This window comes from Neobacillus drentensis (genome assembly GCF_036965425.1).
GTDB classification, from domain to species: Bacteria; Bacillota; Bacilli; order Bacillales; family Cytobacillaceae; genus Neobacillus; species Neobacillus drentensis_F.
On the sequence record NZ_JBALPP010000097.1, the window covers coordinates 18807 to 19124 of the forward strand.

General features: G+C 23.3%; 1 protein-coding gene. It reads right to left on the reverse strand.

The features are described from left to right. Positions 1-133 precede the first annotated feature (133 nt). The coding region (locus V7161_RS21715) for a hypothetical protein (RefSeq protein WP_335714949.1) at positions 134-318 on the reverse strand (185 nt) is incomplete at its 5' end.

Consider the following 318-nt stretch of genomic DNA (forward strand, 5'->3'; position numbering starts at 1 on the left):
GAAAATCTAGAGGAAATTTTTAAAGAAGTTAAGAGGAAAAATCAATGGGGAAAAGCACATTTTAATATTATTATAAGCTTTTCCCCTACTAATGTTTATTAAATAATAATACATGATTTAACATAAGCTAAACTCAAGCTATTATTTTCCTTTGTATGGTAAATTTAACATCTTCATAAGTGACTTTTAATAATTTTTCCAATAATGCTTCTTTAGCTTTTAATTTACTTATTTCTTTTTCAAAAATTCCATTTTCTGTTTTGAGATTACGGTTCATTGTCATTACAAATTGTTTAAAATTAAGCGATTCAATTAATA